Genomic DNA, 16,751 nt, shown 5'->3' on the forward strand with positions numbered 1-16,751 from the left:
CCCATGTCGCTTCAGGGCGGCCGTAAGCGTTTACGTCAACCAACGCGCAACCTCCGGATCCCGACAACAGTCAGGAATCCCAGGCGCAGGTGACGTCGTGATCAACACTTTTCTATCCTCCTGGCGTGCAACGCCGCGCCCAGCCCTGTTGGGGCTTCTGCCCTTCTTCTGCGCGGGTTTCGCCGATGGCGCACTCGTGCCTTTCTTCCCGCTCTGGGCAAACAGCGAGGCTGGCATTCCTGTCGGTGCGATCGGCCTGCTGTTCGGCTGCTATGCCGGCGGCGAGCTTCTGGCGGCGCCTTTGATCGGCGGCATCGCCGACAGGGTCGGCCGACGGCCGGTGCTGATCGCGTCGTCGTTCGGCGTCGGGGCCGGCTTCCTGGCCCTGTTCTTTGTGCATGGTGTCTCCGCTACCGCGGTCGTGTTGCTGTTGACCGGCATGTGCGAGTCGGTGCTTCACCCGACGATCCTGACCACGATCGCCGATGTGACGTCGCCATCCACGCATCCCCGCTGGTTCAGCCTGGCGCGTGTGAGTTCGAGTGCGGGGCATATCCTCGGACCTGCCTGCGGCGCCCTGCTTGCGCTCCTGTCGCTGCGCACCGTGTTCCTCGCCGCCGGCGGAATGCTTCTGCTGGGCGGTGTCGTGGTGCTGCTCGCCCTGAGAGAGACGATCGACCGCGGACGCGCCGCCGACCAGGGCGAAGGCGATGAGGGGGAGGAGGAAGGTCTCTCGGCGTTGCTGCCGGCGTTTCGCGACGGGCGGTTGGCGAAGCTCCTGCTCTGGGTCGTCCTGTTCGAGGTCGCCGGAAACTGGATCGAAGCCATTATCCCGCTCTATGCGCATGATTCAGGCACGCTGACGCCATCAGGCGTCGGCGCGCTGTTCGCCTATGCCGCTGCCTTGACGGTGGGCCTGCAGATGCTGGTCAGCCGTATGGTGCAGGCACGGTCCGCTCTGTGGCTGACGGTTGGCGCCGGTCTCGCAACGATACTCGCCTTTGCGCTGCTGGCTGCCTCACCTGCACTGTTGACGCTGATCGGAGCAGTCAGCCTGTGTTCGGTCGCCCAGATGCTGGTCGGGCCGCTGGTGCCGACCGCCGTCAATGCACTTGCGCCTCCGGCGCGACGGGCCTCCTATATGGCGGCTTCGTCGGTGGCGGTCGATCTCAAGGACTCGCTGGGACCTTCAATCGGCATCGCGCTTTACGCGCTGGCACCGCGCCTACCCTGGATCGTCGGCATTCCGCTGGTGGCGATCGCATCGCTCGGCCTTGGCTCGGTCATCGGCCAGGCACGGCAGTCTCCAAGCGAATCCAGATCAAGTCGCAGCGCGAGTCCGGAAACAGTCGACTCAGAGGAGCCCGTGGCTTGGTCGCCAAACCCTGCAACTGAATAGGGCGGTTCCTTTGGCGATCAGTTCGCCGGCTGCAGCGGGTCGCTGCCGATCTTGGACAGGAGGATCACCGCCTGGGTGCGGCTGTCGACGCCGAGCTTCTGCAGGACGGCGGAGACATGCGCCTTGATGGTGGCCTCGGAGACGCCGAGTTCATAGGCGATCTGCTTGTTGAGCAGGCCCTCGGCCAGCATGCCGAGCACCCGGGTCTGCTGCGGCGTCAACGCCTGCAGGCGCTTGATCAGGTCTGATATCTCGGGATCGCGTTCGACGCCGAGATCGACGCCGACGGGCGCGGCGATGTCACCGGCGAGCACCGACTGCACGGCGCTGCGGATCTCTTCCATGCTGGCCGATTTGGAGATGAAGCCCGAAGCGCCGAGATCGAGCGCCCGCCTGATGGTCGCCGGATCGTCATGCGCCGACACCACGACCAGCGGCACCGTCGGATGGATACCACGCAGCGCGATCAGGCCGGAGAGGCCGCTGGCACCCGGCATCGACAGGTCGAGCAGCACCAGATCGACGTCCTCGTTGGCCACGACCAGCGCCTTGGCGCTCTCGAAATCGCCGGCTTCGTGGATGGCGGCGACATTGCCGATGCCGGCAAGCGCTTCGCGCAGCGCACCACGAAACAGCGGGTGATCGTCGGCGATGACGAAAGAATAGCCGGCCGGCAAATGTCCCTCCCCGAATCCCCCGATGATTTTTGCTTTTTTCGGGATCAGTTGGACGATTATGAGGGGCTGCGCGCTGTTTTCAAGCGGCAAAGCCAGCGCGCCGCGTTTTCCCTACTTTGGACGCTCAGGTCTTCTGCGAATTGAGCTGGGCGCCGTTGTCCTTGTCCATATCCTTGACGATGCCCATGAAGCCGCGCAGGAAGCGTTCCATGTAGCTCATCGTCTTGTTGAAATCCTCCTCGCTCGGCAGTTTCGATTCGAGGCGGGCGGAGAGCGAATTCTCGAGTTTGGTGACGCGCTCATCCATCGCCTTCATCGAGGTCTGCAAGCGGTCGACCTCGTCCTGAAAGGCGGCGCGCTCGTCGGCCGCCATCTTGCAGACGAGTTGGCCGGAGCGTTCCTCGCAGATCGACATGGCGCCGGTCTGCGTATCCATCCGGACATAGCCGTTGTCAGATTTTTCCAGCCGGTAGCGGTCGGATTCTTCCGAATATGCTGAAGCCGCGACCAGCGAAACGAGCGCGGCGGGGATCAAGATGTGCTGCAGACGCATGTTGTCCTCCATGGCTAAAGCCTGAAATATCGCATGTTTGCGCCGGAATTGGGGAAGACCCTTGGCGTGGCCTTTCCCGCGTGGCTGGTTCGGAACCTTTTTGGCGCAATTCCCTAGGGAAAGCGCTATGCGCTTTTCCTGGGAAAACCGTTTCACACTTTTCCTGGAATTGCTCTATAGCGCAACCATGTCTCAGATTGTCTACAAGATAACCCCGCAAGCGCCTTGGCGCGAGGCCGAAACACATGGCCGCTTCACCGGCGCGCCCATCGATGTCGCCGACGGCTTCATCCATTTCTCCACGGCGGCGCAGGTCAAGGAAACGGCGACAAAGCACTTTGCCGGACAGACCGACCTTCTGCTGGTCGCCATCGACGGGACCAGCCTGGGCGCCGCGCTGAAATACGAGGTCTCGCGCGGCGGCGCGCTGTTTCCGCATCTTTATGGTCCGCTCGACCTCAAGGCCGTGCTGTGGGTCCGGCCACTGCCGCTTGGCGCCGATGGTGTGCACCAGTTCCCGGCGCTGGAGGGGCAATGAGCGTGCTCGACCGGCTTGGCCAGAAGCTGCTCTTCACCTTCGACCCGGAAACCGCGCATGGCCTGTCGATCGCAGCGCTGCGATGCGGCCTGCCGGTCGGCGCACGGACAGTGCGCGACATCAGGCTGAAGGTGACGGTCTGCGGCCTCGAGTTTCCGAATCCGCTCGGCATGGCTGCGGGCTACGACAAGAACGCCGAGGTGCCCGACGCGCTGCTTGGCCTTGGTTTCGGCTTTGCCGAGGTCGGCACGATCACGCCGCTGCCACAAGCCGGCAATCCGAAGCCGCGCATTTTCCGGCTAACGGCGGATGAAGCGGTGATCAACCGGCTGGGCTTCAACAATGAAGGCCATGCAGCGGCCGAAAAGCGCCTTGCCGCACGCAAGGGGCGTGGCGGCATCGTCGGCGTCAACATAGGCGCCAACAAGGACAGCACCGACCGCGTCAGTGACTATGAGCGCGGTGTCGCCCGGTTTGCGCAATACGCCAGCTATCTGACCGTCAACATCTCCTCACCCAACACACCGGGCCTGCGCACCATGCAGGCGCGCGAGCAGCTTGGCGAACTTTTGTCGCGTGTCATGGCCGCGCGCGCTGCGGCAACGGCGCAGCCGCCGATCTTTTTGAAGATCGCACCGGACCTGGTCGAGGCAGAGCTGGAGGACATCGCCGCCGAGGTCACCGAGAAGCGGATCGACGGCGTCATCGTCTCCAACACCACCATCTCGCGACCGGCGCTGCGAAGCGTCAACACCGCGCGCGAGACCGGCGGGCTTTCGGGCAAGCCCTTGTTCGAACGCTCGACCATCGTGCTGGCGAAGATGCGCAAGCTGCTTGGCCCGGACCGCGCCATCATCGGCGTCGGCGGCGTCGATTCTGCCGGGACCGCGCTGGACAAGATCCGTGCGGGCGCTGATCTCGTCCAGCTCTACACCGGCATGATCTATGCAGGACCGGCACTGCCGGGCCGGATTGTCGCCGGGATGGCACGCTTTGCCGGTACCGAACAGCTCAGATCCATTCGCGAGTTGCGCGACAGTCATCTCGATCGATGGGCAATGAAGCCGCTCAGCTGAATGCCGTTCGCATCCGCAACCGCAGTATGGTCAGCAGGCTGAAGCCGCGTGCGAGCAGGAAAACGTGCAGCGCCGCCCAAAGTCCATTGTTGCCGAAGGCCGGCGCAAGGATCAGCAGCGCGGCGGCGAAAACGAGGAATGACAGCAGCATCATGTTGCGCATGTCGCGCGACCAGGTCGCGCCGATGAAGACGCCATCCATTTGAAACGCCAGCACACCGCTCAGCGCGGTGAAGGCCGCCCACGGCAGGTAAATGTCGGCCACTGAGCGTACTTCCTCCGATGTCGTCACAAGAGCAACCAGATTGGCGCCACCAAACAGCAGAACCAGCGTCGCGGCACCCGCCAGCCCGAAGCCCCAGAACAGCGTCAGTTGCACGGCCTGCCGGAACGGTGCGGCGGCACGCGCGCCGACGGCACGGCCCGCCAGCTGTTCGGCGGCGGTGGCGAAGCCGTCGAGGAAATAGCCAGCGACGAGAAAGAAATTCATCAGCACGGCGTTGGCGGCCAGCGTCACCGTGCCGAACTGCGCGCCCTGGCGGGTGAACAGCGCGAAGGCGGCGAGCAGCGAGAACGAGCGGATCATGATGTCGCGGTTGAGCGACAGCATGCGCAGAAAGGCAGCCATGTCGAGAAGGCGGTGGCGCGGCAAGGACGGGGCCGCCCGGAAGCGGCGGATCACGATCGCCAGGCCGAGCAGCATGGCAAGGAACTCACCGGTGACGGTCGCCCAGGCAACGCCGGCGACGCCCCAGCCAAGCTCCAACCCAAGCAAGAAGCAGAGCGCGATGTTGATGCCGTTCAGCACCAGTTGCAGCATCAGCCCGAGCCCGCCCTCGCCGCGTCCCAGAACGTAGCCAAGGATGGCGTAGTTGATCAGCGAAAAGGGTGCAGCGAGCAGCCTGATCCTGATGTAGACGCCCATCGCTTCGCTGACGCGCGGTTCGGCGCCCATGAATTTTTGCCCGGCGATTGCGACCAGGGGCGCAAGTGCTGCCAGCACGATGCCGGCGACAACCGCAATCAGCACGGCGCGCCAGAACACGGCCTGTTCCTCCAGGGCATCACCACGACCGAACGCCTGGGCGACAAGCCCGGTGGTGCCCGAGCGCAGGAAATTGAAGGTGGTGAAGACGACGTCGAAGATCAGTGCGCCGGCCGCCAGGCCGCCGAGCAGGGCGGCGTCGCCGAACTGGCCGACGACAGCCGTATCGACCAGGCCGAGCATCGGCGTCGTCAGATAGGCAAGCGTCATCGGCACCGCGATGGCGAGCACGGAACGGTTGGTGACGACAAAAGATCTGGCGTCGGCTGGGATTGCACCCTTGTCCAAAGGATTGCTGCCTTGCTGTTTGCGGCTTGATCGAACAGCCGATGTGCCCCATTTTCCCGGCATCGCGCAACCACTCATCCCGTGACGGCCAACCGAAATCCCCGGTCTGGCGCGAGCCCGCCGGATCCAGTTCATGCCCCTGCAGATCGTCCATCACCCCGACTACGACGCCGGCTTCGCCACCAACCATCGCTTTCCTATGAGCAAATATCCGCTGCTGATGGACGCGTTGCGCGCACGCGGACTTGTCGGGCCCGACGCGCTCAACACCGCCGAGCCGGCGCCGGCGTCATGGCTGAGACTTGCCCATGCGGCGGACTATGTCGATCAGGTCATCAGCTGTTGCGTGCCCGAAAAGATCGAACGCGAGATCGGTTTTCCGATCGGACCCCGAGTCTCGCTGCGTGCACAGCTTGCCACCGGCGGCACGGTGCTGGCGGCGCGGCTTGCCTTGCGCCACGGCATTGCCTGCAACACCGCCGGTGGCAGCCACCATGCGCGGCGCGCGCAAGGTGCAGGCTTTTGCACCTTCAACGATGTCGCCGTCGCCGCGCTGGTTCTGCTCGCCGAAGGCGCGGCCCGAAACATCCTGGTCGTCGACCTCGACGTGCATCAAGGCGACGGCACGGCGGATATTCTCGCGGATGATCCGCGCGTGTTCACCTTTTCCATGCATGGCGACCGCAACTACCCCGTGCGCAAGATCGCTTCCAACCTCGATGTCGCGCTGCCCGACGGCACGGGTGACGCCGCTTACATGGAAAGGCTCGCCGCCATCCTGCCGGAACTGTCCGCCCAGGCGCATTGGGACATCGTCTTCTACAATGCCGGCGTCGACGTCCATGCCGAGGACCGGCTTGGCAGGCTCTCGCTCTCGGATGACGGCCTGCGCGCCCGCGACGACATGGTGATCAGCCACTTTCGCGCGCAGGGCATTCCGGTCTGCGGCGTCATCGGCGGTGGCTATTCCACTGATGTGCCCGCGCTTGCCGCGCGCCATGCCATCCTGTTCGAGGTGGCCTCGGGCCACGCCCGATAGGCCTTTTTAAGCCTGATCTTGTCCGAAAACCGGTTCCCACATGTCGCTGGCGCGGACCTTCGGGTTGGGATCATGCTCTACTTCCGGTAGTTGGCGATCCTGAGCAGGATGAAAGCTGGCACGACGATGGCCGCGCCCAGCAGGATATAGCCAAGGAAGCGGTCGATGGCGTGGAAGCCCAGATTCCACAGGTCGATGAAGAACTTCTGGATGCCGTAGAACACATCCATTGGCGACCAGCCGAAGGCATTCATGACCAGGCCGACGAGGAAAGACACGACCAGCAGTTTCAGGATCACCTTGAGCGGCGAGTCGCCGAGAAAGCGCGTCAGTGCGGACAAGGCCCGTCTCCAGATTGAGATACCCAGACTCGAGGGCGTCGGCCCAGACATACGCACTTGGCTTGCCGGCTTCAAGCCGACAGTTTGACGGCTCCATCCGGATAGTGGCGGGGTCCTGGCAAGGCGTCCGCATCCGCATGGCCCTGCCGGTTCATTCCGTGACCGTCGGCGGCGGAAAAGGCGGCCGGCCGATGGCCGCGGCCGATCCCACTGGCTTATCTGTTTTCTAACCAATTCCCGCTATTCCCAATCGAATAGCGGGAGCAAGGCTTTTGGTGGAGACGAAGAAAAACACCGCGCGACGCGCCGTCATGCTGTCGGTGGTCGTCCCATGCTACAATGAGCTGGACGGCGTGGCCGAACTGCATCGGCGGGTGACGGCCGCATGCCTCGAACAAGGCCCTTCCTACGAGATCGTCCTTGTCATCGACGGCGCGACCGACGGCACGCGCGAGGCCATTTTCCAGCTGGCCGAAAAGGACGACCATGTCATTGCCATCGACCTTGCCCGCAACTACGGCCATCAGATCGCGTTGAGCGCAGGGCTCGAATTCTGTCGTGGCCAGCGCATTCTCATTCTCGATGCCGACCTGCAGGATCCGCCTGAGCTGCTCGGCGCGATGATGACGAAGATGAACGAAGGCTTCGATGTCGTTTACGGCCAGAGGCTGACGCGCGACGGCGAAAGCTGGTTCAAGCTCGCCTCCGCTTCGATGTTCTATCGCTTGCTGCGCCGCGTGGTCGATGTCGATATCGCCCCGAATACCGGTGATTTCCGGCTGATGAGCCGCCGCGCGCTCGACCATCTGAACGCGATGCCCGAACGCTACAGGTTCATTCGCGGCATGGTGAGCTGGATCGGGCTGAAACAGGTGGCTTTCCCCTATGAACGGCACCGGCGCTTTGCCGGCACCACCCACTATCCTCTGAAGAAAATGGTTCTTCTGGCGGTCGACGCGATGACCAGCTTCTCGATCGTGCCCCTGCGATTCGCTTCGCTGCTCGGAATGATGTTCGGGCTTCTGGGGCTGGTCGTGCTCGGCTACACCCTGTTCGAATGGTCGGTCGGAAACGTGTTGCCCGGCTGGACCAGCCTTGCCGCGATCGTGCTGATCCTCGGCAGCGTCCAGCTTATGGTGCTTGGCATCTTCGGCGAGTATCTCGGGCGCATGTACATGGAGACGAAGCGGCGGCCGCTCTACTTCGTCAACGAGGTCGTTTCGCGCAGCCAGGCAGCCGGGGACGAGGAACTGCCCGTCCATCGCCTGCAGGAAATGGCAAAGAGGGCGGCACGTGCTTGAGGCGGAATTCGACCAGTTTGCGCGGGAATATCAGGAGCAGCACGCCGCGAGCATAAGGCTGAGCGGCGAAACGCCGGATTTCTTCGCCAGGTACAAGATCGACGACGTCGCCGCGACGCTGCGGCGGGCCGGTGTGAAACCACGGCGGATACTCGATTTCGGCGCCGGCGTCGGCAATTCGCTCGGCCATATGCGCAAGGCGTTTCCCGACGCGGAGATCACCTTGCTCGACCCATCGCGGGAATCGCTCGACATCGCCAGCAAGCGCTTTCCCGGCGAGGCCGCCTTCACGCATTTCGACGGCAAGACAATTCCTTTTGCCGACGGCAGCTTCGACCTGGCCTTCGCGGCTTGCGTCTTCCACCACATTCCCGAGGACCTGCAGATCGGACTGCTGGCGGAAATCGGCAGGGTGCTGGCCGATGGCGGCAGCTTCTTTCTTTTCGAACACAATCCGTGGAACCCGCTGACCACGCACGCGGTGAGAAACTGCGCCTTCGACGAAAACGCGGTTTTGATAAATTCCCGCGAGATGCGCAGGCGTATGGCCGAAGCGGGCCTTGCCAACACAAGGATCATCTACCGGATTTTCTTTCCTCGGCTGCTTGCAAGACTGAGGCCGCTTGAGCGCTTCCTCACCAAGATCCCTGTCGGAGCCCAATATTTTGCGCAAGCGGTCAAGCCTGCCGTTTGACTTTCCAAGGATGCCGCGATCTGGCGCACTCGGTTTGTTGAACACGGCGCTCGGTCGCGGCGACGACAGGGCCGACCGGACCACGCGGGTAGTCGATGAACCCCCGGCGGCAGCCAGCCGGTCGAACACCTTGAACCAAACTGTATCGGAACCGACTAGAGGCGGCGCACCATGAATCGACGCTCAGGCCAGCGTGCAGGCTGCCACAAACAGCGAGCGGAACAGGCTGATCTTCTGCCTGCTCGCGGCCTTGGCGATGGCGGCGGCACTGGCTGGCCAAGCCGGTTCCATCCTGCAGGATCCCGACAACTGGTGGCAAGTGAAGGTCGGTCTGGATTTCCTGGCAAACCGGACATTTCCGACAGTCGACCCTTATTCCTACACGTTTGCCGGCCAGCCCTGGATTGCCAAGGAATGGCTGGGGCAGGTCCTGCTGGCCCTTGCGTACCGGGCAGGAGCCTGGAATGGGGTGGTCACGCTGATCATCACCTCGATTTCCCTGACGGTTTTCCTGATGGGGTGGTTCCTTAGCGCATGGCTGAAGCCGATCCTGGCGATTACACTGGCCTTCGCCGCGGTGTTCCTGATCAATCCGATCTTCACGGCGCGTCCGCATGTCCTCACCTTCCCGATCATCGTCATCTGGACGGAGATGCTCTTTCGTGCGGCAAGGGAAGAACGAACGCCCCCCTGGTGGCTGCTTGGGCTGGTCGTTTTGTGGGCGAACCTGCACGCCACCTTCACCTTGAGCTTCATCATCGCGGCTTTCGCCGGTCTCGATCTGCTGGCGCGCACGGGCCTGTCGAAACCTGCCCTCGTGGCGAAATGGATCGCATTCGGGCTGCTTTGCCCGCTGGTCAGCCTGATCCACCCCTATGGCGTCCAGGCCATCCTGGCGACGCTGGCCGTGGCCTATGGCAATGAGGCGGTGTCGCTGATCATGGAATGGAATGCGTTCAGTCCGCAGGATTACCCCGTTCAGGAAGTTGCGCTGCTGCTGGCGCTTTTCGGGCTTCTGGTGTCACGGTTGCGAATTGGCTGGGCCAAGGCGTTGTTCGTCGTCTTCACCTTGCATGTCTATCTCGCCCATGTGCGTTTCATGTATCTGTTCTTCCTGCTGATCCCGTTGGTGATCGCGGTCGAGGTCGCACAGCAATACCCCTCGCTTTCAGCCACCGCATGGCTGGCGGCAAAGCGCGACGGACTGGAAAAATTCTTCGCCAGGCGGTTCTACGCGATCTGCGGCGCGGCGGTCGTTTTGGTGATCGGCGCAGTCGCCGTGCTCGGCAGTGCCTATCAGGTCGCGCCGAGCCAGAAGACGTCAGCCAGCGGGGCGCTGGCGTTCGCCGAAAGCCACCATCTGTCCGGCAATGTGCTGAATTCCTACAATTTCGGCGGCACGCTGATCTTCCACGGGATCAAGACCTATATCGACGGACGAACGGACCAGCTGTTCCTGGGCGGGTTCACAAAAGCCGATGACGAGACGGGCCACAGCGGCGGCAAGCCGCTCCTCGAAGCCCGGCTGAAGAAATACGCAATCGGCTGGGCGCTGCTGGCGGCCGACGACAGCCGCATCCCCTTCTTCGACCAGTTGGGCTGGAAGCGGGCCTATGCGGACGAGTACGCGGTGATCTACCTGCCCGGCGCCTGATCCTGTTTGGCAGGCGCCAGCACCGCTTTGGCGATTGCCCGAAGCCGGGCCGTCATGGTAACGAAGGCACACGCGGGTATGATGTAATGGTAGCTTGTCAGCTTCCCAAGCTGAACGCGAGGGTTCGATTCCCTCTACCCGCTCCAGCTTAGGGCGCCAGACACAATTTCAGCGCCAGCCTGTTCGTCGAACAAAACCGAGCAGCCTCGCGCAAGCGCCACCGGTGCGAGGGCGTTTGCTACTGCGTCATTCGATGAAACGAAATCGCCGGTCAGTACCCGCAATTCTTCCACGCCTTCAGCCATGGACACGAAATTCCCGACCGATCGATCGTGCTTGCAGGCCTCGACCACGTAAAGCAGATCGATGATTTCGAAGCTGCACATGTTCAGCCTCCAGAAGAAATCTGTCCCTTGCAAGATCATGAACGCATAGGCAGGAAATAATGTTCCCGGCTCGCTTCGCTAGCCTCGGCTTGGCGGCTCTTTCATATGCTTTGCGCGCCCGATCGAAATCGACGCCAGACAACCCTCCCCGAGCCTTCCATCATCCTACTTCCCTTAGAATGAAATCATGTAGCATCTTGGCGGCCGGCGACAGCACGCGATTCCTGACGGTGATCAGGCTGTAGGGCCTGACCTCGATGTCGAATTCGGTCTGGACGACATCGATGGCGCCGGCCAGCCCATCGGGGTTCTGGATGAATTTCGCCACCTGGACCGAGACCGGCGCAATGGCATCGGACTGCGCGACCATGACCAGGGTCAGGAGCAGCGAGCTGGTGTTGAGGATGCGGTCCGGCAAAGCGATGTTGCGATTGAGGAAATTGCTCTCCATCGCCTGGCGCAAGGGCGAGCCGCCCGACTGGAAGACCCAGTCATAGGCGGCGGTCTCTTCCAGCCGCACCGCCTCGCCCTTGGTCAGCGGATGGCCCCGGCGCACGATCAGGCACGCCTTCTCGACGCCGATGACGCGCGACTCGAACAGCCGCGGATTGAGGTCGTCGGGGATGCGCGCGATGATGAAATCATGGCGTGTGGCGATCAACTCGCGTGCCAGCACGTTGGAGGTCTCGACCTGCATGGTGATCTCGATGCGCGGATAGATGCGGCGGATTTCGCGAATTGCCGGCACCGCCAGCTCGATCGCAGGCGCCGTCACGGCACCCAGGAACACCGAACCACCCTTGCCCGCCTTGAGCTCGGATATCTCGCGATCGACCTCGCGCATCTCCAGGAGGATCGAGCGCGCGCGCCTGGCCAAAGCCTTGCCGTAGGGCGTCAAGGTGATGCCGCGCGGCAGTCTCTCGCACAGCTTGACGTCCAGCACCGCCTCCATCTCGCTGATCATGCGCGAGGCCGCCGGCTGCGAAATGTTCATCACCTGGGCCGCCGCGCTGACCCGGCCATGATCGTCGAGCGCGACGATCATGCGCATGTGACGCAGACTGAGACCACTGCGCAGCAAGGTTTCGCCATCGCCCGGCATTTCTCTGTAACCATTTGAAACTGCCGTTAAATTCCCTAGCGCAGCCATTGCTTTCCCTCTCTTCTGCTCGCGGGCGGCCGGCATTGAGATCAGCCCGTCACGGCGCAATAACATATACCAATCATGATATAGCAACCATCAAAGATCGCATTTGACAGTTATGGCAAAGAGCCACACCCTTCGCGCGTTCCGAGACGCGACGGTCGCTGACGAGAAAAATCGTATCGATTGAAATCAGCGCCTCGGGGCCATGGGAGGATACCGGAGATCGATATGACGGCAGCAGCGCCTTGGCGCTTCTGCACGATTGCGCGGCCCGCGACCCCCGGGGTGCCGCGTCCATCAACCAGGGAGAGTTAAAGTGAAAATCATCAAGACACTGGCCGCCGTCGCGGCCCTTGGCATCGCTGCCATGACCTACTCGGCACACGCGGCCGACAAGGGTCTTGTCGGCGTGCTGATGCCGACCAAGACCTCGCAGCGCTGGATCAATGACGGCGACGCCGTCAAGTCGCAGCTCGAGGCTCTCGGCTACACTGTCGACCTGCAATATGCGCAGGACGACATCCCCAACCAGCTCAGCCAGCTGGAAAACGAAATCACCAAGGGCCCGAAGGCGCTGATCATCGCCTCGATCGACGGCACCACCCTGTCGGATGCACTGCAGAAGGCAGCTGACGCGGGCGTCGTCGTCGTCGCTTATGACCGCCTGATCAAGAAGACCGCCAATGTCGACTACTATACGACCTTCGACAATTTCGGCGTCGGCGTGATCCAGGCGAATTCGCTGGTCAAGGGCCTCAAGGAGCGTTTCCCGAACACCAAGCCGTGGAACGTCGAACTGTTCGGCGGCTCGCCCGACGACAACAACGCCTTCTTCTTCTACAATGGCGCGATCTCCGTCCTGCAGCCGCTGATCGACGACGGCTCGATCAAGATCAAGTCCGGCCAGACCGGCATGGACAAGGTCGGCACGCTGCGCTGGCTCGCCGCCACCGCCCAGGCACGCATGGACAATCTGCTGTCGGCCAACTATTCGGACGGCAGCCGCGTCGATGGCGTTCTGTCGCCCTATGATGGCCTGTCGCGCGGCATCACCGCATCGCTGCGCGCCGTCGGCTACGGCACGGACGCTCAGCCCTGGCCGATCGTGACCGGCCAGGATGCCGAGACCGCTTCGGTCAAGCTGATCATCACGGGCGAGCAGTACTCGACCGTGTTCAAGGACACCCGCGAACTGGCCAAGGCCACCGTCGAGCTCGTCGACAAGGTGCTCTCGGGCGGCAAGCCGGACGGCCTCGATGAAAAGACCTACAACAACGACGTCAAGGTCGTCCCCTCGATCCTCTTGACGCCGCATGAGGTCGACAAGTCGAACTACCAGGCACTGGTCGTCGACTCCGGCTACATCAAGGCCGACGAACTGAAGTAACCCCGGTTACAAAGTCAGGGGTCCTGCGCAACGCAGGGCCCCTTTTCGTTCACCAGCGAGCCCGGTATTGTTGCCGACCTCGCCGGCAGTGTTTGCCGACCTCGCAAGGAGCGGTAGTTCCCATGGCCTCGACGATTTTGGAGATGCGCGACATCACCAAGACGTTCCCCGGCGTGAAGGCGCTGTCGAACGTCAACCTCAGCGTCGAGGAAGGCGAGATCCATGCCGTGGTCGGCGAGAACGGCGCTGGCAAGTCGACGCTGATGAAGGTGCTGTCGGGCGTCTATCCCACAGGCACCTATGACGGCCAGATCATCTTCCAGGGCCAGGAATGCCAGTTCAAAGGCATCCATGACAGCGAACACAAGGGCATCGTCATCATCCACCAGGAGCTTGCCCTGGTGCCGATGCTGTCAATCGCCGAAAACATTTTCCTCGGCAACGAGCACGCCAGATACGGCGTCATCGACTGGAATGCCAACGAAGCGCGCACCAGCGCCCTGTTGAAGAAGGTGGGCCTCAAGGAGGACCCCAAGACGCTGATCACCAATATCGGCGTCGGCAAGCAGCAGCTGGTCGAGATCGCCAAGGCGCTGAGCAAGGAAGTCAAGCTCTTGATCCTCGACGAGCCGACGGCGTCGCTCAGCGAAAAGGACAGCCAGGCGCTGCTCGACCTTCTGCTCGAATTCAAGCGGCAAGGCATGACCTCGATCCTGATCTCGCACAAGCTCAACGAGGTGAACCGGGTCGCCGACAAGGTGACCGTGATCCGCGACGGGCGCACCATCGAGACGCTGGCCAAGAAGGACATTTCGGAAGATCGCATCATCACCTCGATGGTCGGCCGCTCACTCGACGACCGCTATCCGCCGCGCGAGCCTGACATCGGCGAGGTCGTGTTCGAAGTGAAGAACTGGTCGGTCTATCACCCGATCCACGCCGACCGACAGGTGATCAAGGGCATCGACATCAATGTGCGCAAGGGCGAGGTTGTGGGTATCGCCGGGCTGATGGGCGCCGGCCGCACCGAATTCGCCATGAGCATCTTCGGCCGCTCCTATGGCCGCCGCATCACCGGCGAGGTGCTGCTCAAGGGCAAGCCGATCGACGTCTCCTCGGTGAGCAAGGCGGTCGAACACGGAATCGCCTACGTGACCGAGGATCGCAAGACCTACGGCCTCAACCTCATCGACCATATCAAGCACAACATCACGCTGGCCAATCTCGGCGGCGTCTCGCGCCACAGCGTGATCGACGACATGCGCGAGCTCGCGGTTGCCAACGACTACCGCAAGAAGACCAACATCCGCGCTTCCAGTGTCTATCAGATGACCGGCAATCTTTCCGGCGGCAACCAGCAGAAGGTGGTGCTGTCGAAGTGGCTGTTCGCCGACCCTGAAGTGCTGATCCTTGACGAGCCGACGCGCGGCATCGATGTCGGCGCCAAGTACGAAATCTACACGATCATCGCCCGCCTCGCCGCCGAAGGTAAGGCGATCGTGGTCATTTCGTCGGAAATGCCCGAACTGCTCGGCATCACCGACCGCATCTACGTCATGAACGAAGGACGCATGGTGGGCGAAATGCCCGCGGCGGAAGCAAGCCAGGAAAAAATAATGCGCGCCATCGTTCGGGGAGAAGGAAAAGCAGCATGAGCACCGAAAGCGCCCCCGCCCCACAGGGCAACGTCGCCGAAGAACAGCGCTCACGCGTCGCCGTCTCGGCGCTGACGACGAACCTGCGCGAATACGGCCTGATTATCGCGCTGATCGTCATCATGCTGTTCTTCCAGTTCACCACGTCGGGAACGCTGTTCAAGCCGGTCAACCTCAGCAACCTGGTGCAGCAGAACTCCTTCATCATCGTGATGGCGCTGGGCATGCTGCTGGTCATCGTTTCCGGCTATATCGACCTCAGCGTCGGATCGGTCGCCGGCTTCATCGGCGCGCTGGCGGCAAACATGATGGTCATCTGGCAGCTCGGACCGCTCAGCAATCCGCTGGTGGTTTCGATCGTCTGCCTGATCGTGGGCGGCCTGATCGGCGCGGCGCAAGGCTATTGGATCGCTTATCACCGAATACCGAGCTTCATCGTGACGCTGGCGGGCATGCTCATCTTCCGCGGCATCTGCCAGGCACTGCTGGGCGGCGGATCCTCGGTCGGTCCGCTTCCGGACGACTTCAAAATGCTCAGCTCCGGCTTCATCCCGGACGTGATCGGCCCGCTGACGCTGATCCCGCCGACGGTGAATGCGGCCGGCAAGACCATCATGGGCAGCGGCCTGACGCTGCACATGACGACGATCGTGCTGGGCCTGATCGCCGTGCTGGCCTATGCCTATTTCGGGGTGAGGACGCGACGCAAGCGCGAACGCCATGGCTATGAGGCCGAGCCCTTCCCTCTGTTCATCATCAAGACGCTGGTCGCCAGCGCGCTGGCGCTGTTCCTGGTTTATGAGTTCGCCAGCTACAGAGGCCTGCCGGTGGTGCTTCTCGTCATGGGCGTGCTGATCTCGCTGTTCGTCTTCGTCACCAAGCGCATGACCATCGGCCGCCGTATCTACGCGATGGGCGGCAACGCCAAGGCCGCGCAACTGTCGGGCATCAACACCGAGCGGCTGACGCTGATGGTGTTCATCAATATGGGCGTGCTGTCGGCGCTCGGCGGCCTGATCATCGCGGCGCGCCTCGGCCAGGCCGTGCCGGCGGCGGGCCTCGGCTCCGAGCTCGACGTCATCGCCGCCGTGTTCATCGGCGGCGCCTCGGCGATGGGCGGCGTCGGCCAGGTCATCGGCGCGGTGGTCGGCGGCTTCATCATGGGCGTGATGAACAACGGCATGTCGATCATGGGCGTCAATGTCGACTGGCAGCAGGTGGTCAAAGGCCTGGTGCTGCTCGGCGCCGTGATCTTCGACGTCTACAACAAGAACAAGGCTTGAACAGGCTTTAGAGCAATTCCAGGAAAAGTGTGAAACGGTTTTCCGCCCGGAATTGCGCCAAGACAATGAGTTAGAGCGGTTCGCCGTTTCCGTGAAACGGTGAACTGCTCTGATCGAGGCAAGCAGGAGGCATACGATCGCAGCGCTGCCGGCAAACCCGCCGGCGTAAAGAAGTCCCCTGAGGGACCAGGCCCGCGAGCGCAATCCGAACGGAGACTATCAACCGTGGCATGGACGACGTCCCCGCCGCGCTGAGTAGGGTTTGCCATTTTGGCAACCCTGCCAAGG

At 62.6% G+C, this 16,751-nt stretch carries 16 protein-coding genes and 1 tRNA gene; 11 read left to right on the plus strand and 6 right to left on the minus strand.

Annotation, left to right across the window (positions count from 1 at the left end):
• The first annotated feature begins 97 nt into the window (after window positions 1-97).
• Window positions 98-1,399 (plus strand): MFS transporter, encoded by a 1,302-nt coding sequence (locus tag ACZ89F_RS27555; protein WP_476095168.1) that lies wholly within the window; start codon window positions 98-100, stop codon window positions 1,397-1,399.
• A 17-nt stretch (window positions 1,400-1,416) separates the two neighbouring features.
• On the opposite strand, the gene ACZ89F_RS27560 is transcribed toward ACZ89F_RS27555, so the two are convergent.
• Together ACZ89F_RS27560 and ACZ89F_RS27565 are read right to left on the minus strand one after the other, a co-directional pair.
• Window positions 1,417-2,076: a response regulator transcription factor gene (locus tag ACZ89F_RS27560; protein ID WP_476095169.1), complete on the minus strand. Its 660-nt coding sequence runs from the start codon at window positions 2,074-2,076 to the stop codon at window positions 1,417-1,419.
• Window positions 2,077-2,200: 124 nt separating this feature from the next.
• Window positions 2,201-2,629, minus strand: a complete 429-nt coding sequence (locus ACZ89F_RS27565) for a hypothetical protein (protein ID WP_476095170.1) — start codon at window positions 2,627-2,629, stop codon at window positions 2,201-2,203.
• A gap of 187 nt (window positions 2,630-2,816) precedes the next feature.
• Between ACZ89F_RS27565 and ACZ89F_RS27570 the strand changes: the two genes are divergently transcribed.
• Complete coding sequence (locus ACZ89F_RS27570) at window positions 2,817-3,167, plus strand: DUF952 domain-containing protein (protein ID WP_476097410.1); 351 nt, start codon at window positions 2,817-2,819, stop codon at window positions 3,165-3,167.
• Entirely contained in the window at window positions 3,164-4,243 is a 1,080-nt protein-coding gene (locus ACZ89F_RS27575; RefSeq protein ID WP_476095171.1) for a quinone-dependent dihydroorotate dehydrogenase, read from the plus strand. Before ACZ89F_RS27570 ends, ACZ89F_RS27575 begins: the two co-directional genes overlap by 4 nt.
• On the opposite strand, the gene ACZ89F_RS27580 is transcribed toward ACZ89F_RS27575, so the two are convergent.
• Window positions 4,236-5,576, minus strand: coding sequence for an MATE family efflux transporter (locus ACZ89F_RS27580; RefSeq protein WP_476095172.1), 1,341 nt, complete (start codon window positions 5,574-5,576; stop codon window positions 4,236-4,238). The two genes, ACZ89F_RS27575 and ACZ89F_RS27580, sit on opposite strands and share 8 nt — an antisense overlap.
• 133 nt (window positions 5,577-5,709) lie before the next feature.
• Here ACZ89F_RS27580 and ACZ89F_RS27585 point away from each other — a divergent pair, with 133 nt between their 5' ends.
• A complete protein-coding gene (locus ACZ89F_RS27585) occupies window positions 5,710-6,615 on the plus strand; it encodes a histone deacetylase family protein (RefSeq protein ID WP_476095173.1) in 906 nt (301 codons plus the stop codon).
• A gap of 77 nt (window positions 6,616-6,692) precedes the next feature.
• Here ACZ89F_RS27585 and ACZ89F_RS27590 read toward each other — a convergent pair whose 3' ends face one another.
• Window positions 6,693-6,956, minus strand: a complete 264-nt coding sequence (locus ACZ89F_RS27590; RefSeq protein WP_056588280.1) for a DUF6460 domain-containing protein — start codon at window positions 6,954-6,956, stop codon at window positions 6,693-6,695.
• A 311-nt stretch (window positions 6,957-7,267) separates the two neighbouring features.
• On the opposite strand from ACZ89F_RS27590, the gene ACZ89F_RS27595 reads away from it, so the two are divergent.
• The 4 genes from ACZ89F_RS27595 to ACZ89F_RS27610 all read left to right on the plus strand — a co-directional run bounded on the left by ACZ89F_RS27595 (window position 7,268) and on the right by ACZ89F_RS27610 (window position 10,751).
• Window positions 7,268-8,257 carry a glycosyltransferase family 2 protein gene (locus tag ACZ89F_RS27595; protein WP_476097411.1) on the plus strand — a complete coding sequence of 330 codons (990 nt, stop codon included), beginning with the start codon at window positions 7,268-7,270 and terminating at the stop codon, window positions 8,255-8,257.
• Window positions 8,250-8,951: a class I SAM-dependent methyltransferase gene (locus tag ACZ89F_RS27600; RefSeq protein WP_476095174.1), complete on the plus strand. Its 702-nt coding sequence runs from the start codon at window positions 8,250-8,252 to the stop codon at window positions 8,949-8,951. Before ACZ89F_RS27595 ends, ACZ89F_RS27600 begins: the two co-directional genes overlap by 8 nt.
• Window positions 8,952-9,144: 193 nt before the next feature.
• Window positions 9,145-10,605, plus strand: coding sequence for a hypothetical protein (locus tag ACZ89F_RS27605; RefSeq protein ID WP_476095175.1), 1,461 nt, complete (start codon window positions 9,145-9,147; stop codon window positions 10,603-10,605).
• A gap of 72 nt (window positions 10,606-10,677) precedes the next feature.
• A tRNA-Gly gene (locus ACZ89F_RS27610) sits at window positions 10,678-10,751 on the plus strand.
• Here the strand turns inward: ACZ89F_RS27610 and ACZ89F_RS27615 are convergent.
• Together ACZ89F_RS27615 and ACZ89F_RS27620 are read right to left on the minus strand one after the other, a co-directional pair.
• Entirely contained in the window at window positions 10,740-10,991 is a 252-nt protein-coding gene (locus ACZ89F_RS27615) for a hypothetical protein (protein ID WP_476095176.1), read from the minus strand. The two genes, ACZ89F_RS27610 and ACZ89F_RS27615, sit on opposite strands and share 12 nt — an antisense overlap.
• 160 nt (window positions 10,992-11,151) lie before the next feature.
• The gene (locus tag ACZ89F_RS27620) at window positions 11,152-12,093 is read right to left on the minus strand and encodes a LysR family transcriptional regulator (RefSeq protein ID WP_476095177.1); all 942 of its coding nucleotides are present in this window, start codon (window positions 12,091-12,093) and stop codon (window positions 11,152-11,154) included.
• Between the two features lie 361 nt (window positions 12,094-12,454).
• On the opposite strand from ACZ89F_RS27620, the gene chvE reads away from it, so the two are divergent.
• The 3 genes from chvE to mmsB all read left to right on the plus strand — a co-directional run bounded on the left by chvE (window position 12,455) and on the right by mmsB (window position 16,463).
• The gene (gene chvE, locus ACZ89F_RS27625) at window positions 12,455-13,525 is read left to right on the plus strand and encodes a multiple monosaccharide ABC transporter substrate-binding protein (protein WP_023681943.1); all 1,071 of its coding nucleotides are present in this window, start codon (window positions 12,455-12,457) and stop codon (window positions 13,523-13,525) included.
• A gap of 122 nt (window positions 13,526-13,647) precedes the next feature.
• Window positions 13,648-15,180 (plus strand): multiple monosaccharide ABC transporter ATP-binding protein, encoded by a 1,533-nt coding sequence (mmsA, locus tag ACZ89F_RS27630; RefSeq protein WP_476095178.1) that lies wholly within the window; start codon window positions 13,648-13,650, stop codon window positions 15,178-15,180.
• Entirely contained in the window at window positions 15,177-16,463 is a 1,287-nt protein-coding gene (gene mmsB, locus ACZ89F_RS27635) for a multiple monosaccharide ABC transporter permease (RefSeq protein ID WP_476095179.1), read from the plus strand. The genes mmsA and mmsB overlap by 4 nt, the downstream gene beginning before the upstream one ends.
• The last annotated feature ends 288 nt before the right edge of the window (window positions 16,464-16,751 follow it).

Source organism: Mesorhizobium sp. USDA 3734 (assembly GCF_056279665.1).

Coding starts and splice junctions, on each gene's coding strand:
- ACZ89F_RS27565 (WP_476095170.1), bottom strand. CDS start 2,629: ATGCGTCTGCAGCACATCTTGATCCCCGCCGCGCTCGTTTCGCTGGTC.
- ACZ89F_RS27570 (WP_476097410.1), top strand. CDS start 2,817: ATGTCTCAGATTGTCTACAAGATAACCCCGCAAGCGCCTTGGCGCGAG.
- ACZ89F_RS27575 (WP_476095171.1), top strand. CDS start 3,164: ATGAGCGTGCTCGACCGGCTTGGCCAGAAGCTGCTCTTCACCTTCGAC.
- ACZ89F_RS27585 (WP_476095173.1), top strand. CDS start 5,710: ATGCCCCTGCAGATCGTCCATCACCCCGACTACGACGCCGGCTTCGCC.
- ACZ89F_RS27595 (WP_476097411.1), top strand. CDS start 7,268: ATGCTGTCGGTGGTCGTCCCATGCTACAATGAGCTGGACGGCGTGGCC.
- ACZ89F_RS27615 (WP_476095176.1), bottom strand. CDS start 10,991: ATGTGCAGCTTCGAAATCATCGATCTGCTTTACGTGGTCGAGGCCTGC.
- ACZ89F_RS27620 (WP_476095177.1), bottom strand. CDS start 12,093: ATGCCGGGCGATGGCGAAACCTTGCTGCGCAGTGGTCTCAGTCTGCGT.
- mmsA (WP_476095178.1), top strand. CDS start 13,648: ATGGCCTCGACGATTTTGGAGATGCGCGACATCACCAAGACGTTCCCC.
- mmsB (WP_476095179.1), top strand. CDS start 15,177: ATGAGCACCGAAAGCGCCCCCGCCCCACAGGGCAACGTCGCCGAAGAA.